This window comes from Micrococcus sp. HMSC31B01, from assembly GCF_001816085.1.
Taxonomy (GTDB): domain Bacteria; phylum Actinomycetota; class Actinomycetes; order Actinomycetales; family Micrococcaceae; genus Micrococcus; species Micrococcus luteus.
Genome location: NZ_KV825373.1, coordinates 1 through 3,650, shown reverse-complemented (window position 1 = coordinate 3,650; position 3,650 = coordinate 1). Strand labels below are relative to the sequence as shown.

General features: G+C 72.5%; 3 protein-coding genes and 1 pseudogene. 3 read left to right on the top strand and 1 reads right to left on the bottom strand.

The window, feature by feature from the left end; translation table 11 throughout:
* The 3 genes from HMPREF3105_RS10980 to HMPREF3105_RS10970 all read left to right on the top strand — a co-directional run.
* On the top strand, positions 1–604 hold a 604-nt coding region (locus tag HMPREF3105_RS10980; RefSeq protein ID WP_070709616.1), incomplete at its 5' end, for an NUDIX hydrolase.
* 183 nt (positions 605–787) lie between these two features.
* Entirely contained in the window at positions 788–2,206 is a 1,419-nt protein-coding gene (locus HMPREF3105_RS10975) for an L-serine ammonia-lyase (RefSeq protein ID WP_070709614.1), read from the top strand.
* Between the two features lie 107 nt (positions 2,207–2,313).
* On the top strand, positions 2,314–3,411 hold the full coding sequence (locus HMPREF3105_RS10970) for a YihY/virulence factor BrkB family protein (RefSeq protein ID WP_246830380.1): 1,098 nt from the start codon (positions 2,314–2,316) through the stop codon (positions 3,409–3,411).
* 20 nt (positions 3,412–3,431) lie between these two features.
* Here the strand turns inward: HMPREF3105_RS10970 and HMPREF3105_RS10965 are convergent.
* Positions 3,432–3,650 (bottom strand): annotated as a pseudogene (locus HMPREF3105_RS10965) (nuclease); the annotation flags it as partial.

Sequence of the window (3,650 nt, the reverse complement as noted above, 5' to 3'; positions counted from 1 at the left end):
CGCCGACGGCGCCGGCCGCGTGCTGGCCGCCGCCGTCCGCGAGACGTTCGAGGAGACCGGAGTGCTCCTGGCCCGGGACGCCGCCACCGGCACCCCCGTGGACCCGGCCCGGGTGGCCGCGTTCCCCGACGAGCTGCGCGACGCCGTCGAGCGCCACGAGGTGGACTTCGGGGATCTGCTCGACCGCGAGGGGCTGCGCCCCGACGCCGGCGCGCTCGTGCCGTGGTCCCGGTGGATCACCCCGCACGGGGGCCCGCGCCGCTACGACACGTTCTTCTTCGCCGTCCACCTGCCGCAGGGTCAGTCCCCCGAGCGGATGTCCTCCGAGGCGGCCAGCCACGGCTGGGCGTCGCCCGCCGAGCTGCTGCGCCGCTTCCGGGCCGGCGAGGTCAACCTGATGGCCCCCACGTGGTGGCAGCTGCGCACCCTGGTCGACGCCGGCGAGGACCTCCACGCGGGCCGCTCCCGGTTCGAGCCCCTCGAGGGGGTCATGCTCGTGGCCGGGCAGGGGCCCGTGTTCCGCCACGCGGACGAGTATCTGCGTGACCTGACGGCGTTCCGTGCGGCCGCGCAGGTGGAGGAGTCCAAGGACAACATCCTCTGAGCGCTCCCGGCTCCGGTCCGTGCGGCGGGCGACGGGCCGGAGAGCACCGCGGACCTCGACCCGCGACCCCATGGCCTGCCGGGCCCCGTGCCCCTAGTCTGGTCTGCACCGGATCACCCGGCTCCGCGCGTCCGGCCCGCACCCCCGGCTCCGCGCGTCCCGCTCGCACCCTAGGAGCACTGCATGGCGCTCAGCGTCCTCGACCTGTTCTCGATCGGCATCGGCCCGTCCTCGTCCCACACCGTGGGACCCATGCGCGCCGCCCGCCGCTTCACGGACAGCATGGGCCAGCACGGCGTCCTCGAGCGCACGGCCCGCGTGCACGCCGAGCTGTTCGGCTCGCTGGCGGCCACCGGCGTGGGCCACGGCTCGGACACCGCGGTGCTGCTCGGCCTGGCCGGCCAGGACCCCGAGACCATCGACCCGGACGCCTGCACCGGGCTCGTGGAGGAGATCGTCACGGGCGGTCGGCTGCCCCTGGACGGGCGCCACGAGATCGCCTTCGACCGGCGGGGCGACCTGACGCTGCACATGCGCGAGTCCCTGCCCGGGCATCCGAACGGCATGCGCCTGACCGCCTACGACGACGCCGGCGGACAGCTCCACACCCGCGACTACTACTCGGTGGGCGGCGGCTTCGTGGTCACCTCGGACGAGCTCGAGGCCGAGCTGGACGCCACCAAGGACGTCAACCGCGCCGACGACGGCGACACCGGCGAACCGTACCCCTTCTCCACGGGCGCCGAGCTCGCCGCCCGCTGCCACGAGGCGGGCCTGAGCATCGCGGAGCTCATGCTCGCCAACGAGGCCACCCGGCACGACCTCGACGAGCTGCGCACCCGGCTGCTGGCCATCTGGGCCGTCATGGAGGAATGCGTCCACAACGGCGTGACCCGCACCGAGCCGATCCTGCCCGGCGGACTGCAGGTCCGCCGTCGGGCCCCCGCGCTGCGGGAGCACCTGCTGCAGACCACCGACCGCACCGACCCCATGTGGGCCATGGAGTGGGTCAACCTCTTCGCGCTCGCGGTGAACGAGGAGAACGCCTCGGGCGGGCGCATCGTCACCGCGCCCACGAACGGCGCCGCGGGCATCATCCCGGCCGTCATGCTCTACTACATGCGCTTCGTGCTCCCCGAGGGCGCCACGCAGCAGGAGCGGGACGACAAGGTGGTCGAGTTCCTGCTCACCGCGGCGGCGATCGGCATCCTGTACAAGCGCAACGCCTCCATCTCCGGCGCCGAGGTCGGCTGCCAGGGCGAGGTCGGCTCGGCCTGCTCCATGGCGGCGGGCGCGCTGTGCGCCGTGCTCGGTGGCACCGTGGACCAGGTGGAGAACGCGGCCGAGATCGGGATCGAGCACAACCTCGGGCTGACGTGCGACCCCGTGGGCGGCCTGGTCCAGGTGCCGTGCATCGAACGCAACGCGATCGCGTCGGTGAAGGCCATCAACGCGGCCCGGCTGGCGCTGCTCGGGGACGGCTCGCACCGGGTGACCCTGGACCAGGCCATCAAGACCATGCGCGACACCGGCGCGGACATGAAGTCCAAGTACAAGGAGACCTCGCGCGGCGGCCTGGCCGTGAACGTCATCGAGTGCTGATCGCCTGGGTCCGCGGCCCAGCGCCGCCCCGGTCGGGACGGACGGGGCACCCGTCCGCTAGCGTGGGGCCCGATCCGCACCCTGCCCCCGAGCGCGAGAGGACCGACGTGGCCATTCATCCTGTGGACGCGACCCTGGAGGCCGCGAAGATCGATCCCGACCAGCGTGCCGAGCGGCTCAAGGGGGTGAAGCTCGACGGCGCCGGCTGGAAGTACGCGCTCACGCGCGCGCTCAAGGAGTTCGGCAACGACGGCGGCACCGACCTGGCCGCGAAGCTCACCTACTACCTGGTGCTCTCGCTGGCCCCCTCGCTGCTGGCCGTGTTCTCCATCCTGTCCCTCGTGCTCGCCTCCAACCGCGGAGCCATCGACGATCTGCTGGGGCAGCTGACCGGTCTGGTCCCGAGCGACTACCAGGCGCTCGTCACGAACCTGGTGACCACCATGAGCGACTCGGCCGCCTCAGGCGGCGGGATCATCGCCCTCGTCATCGGCATCGCGACCGCCCTGTGGTCCGCCTCCGCGTACGTGAAGGCGTTCAATCGCTCGGCCAACACGGTGTACGGCTACGAGGAGGGCCGCGGCCTGGTGAAGCTGACGCTGACCAACCTGCTCACCACGCTCATCCTGATCGTGGGCATCGTGGTCGTGCTGCTCTCGCTGGCGCTGAACCGCTCGCTCGTGGACGGCTTCCTCCAGCCGATCGCCGGCCCGCTCGGCATGACCGGCGTGGTGAACTTCCTGTCGGACACGTTCCTGCCGGTGTGGGCGTGGGTGAAGTGGCCCGTCGTCGTCCTGATCCTGCTGGTGCTGATCGCGACCCTGTACTACACCACCCCGAACGTCCAGAAGCCGCGCTTCCACCTCTTCGGCCCCGGCAACATCGTGGCGCTGGTGGGCATGGTGCTGGCCGCGGTGGCCCTGTCCGTGTACTTCACGCAGTTCGCCGGCTACTCGGCGTACGGCGCGATCGGCACGATCATGGCGCTGCTGTTCGCCCTGTGGATCTTCAACATCGTGCTGCTGCTCGGCCTGGAGGTCGACGCCGAGGTGGAGCGTGCCCGCCAGCTCGAGGCCGGCCTGCCCGCCGAGGCTCGGGTGCAGCTGCCCCCGAAGGACGTGGCCGGGGTGGAGAAGCGCGCCGAGAAGCAGACGGCCGTGGAGGAGCGCGGCTACGAGCTGCGGGCGGTCCACGAGGGCCGCTGACCGCACCCGATGCGGCGCCCTCAGCGCCGGGCCGCCCGGTAGCCGTCCGCCTGGGCCGCGGCGGCGGAGGCGTAGCAGTTGCGCGCGTTGGTCTTGCCGTAGTGCTGCTGACCGGGCATGTGGTAGATGCCCGAGTTGTCGTTGGCCTTGACCGGGTGGGAGTCCGGGCACACGGAGTCGGCTCCGCGCACCGGCCCCGCGTCGCCGGCCGCGGGGGCCGCCTCCGGGGCGGGGGCCGG

Excerpts from the sequence above, each read along its gene's own strand:
- HMPREF3105_RS10975 (WP_070709614.1), top strand. The coding sequence starts at position 788 with ATGGCGCTCAGCGTCCTCGACCTGTTCTCGATCGGCATCGGCCCGTCC.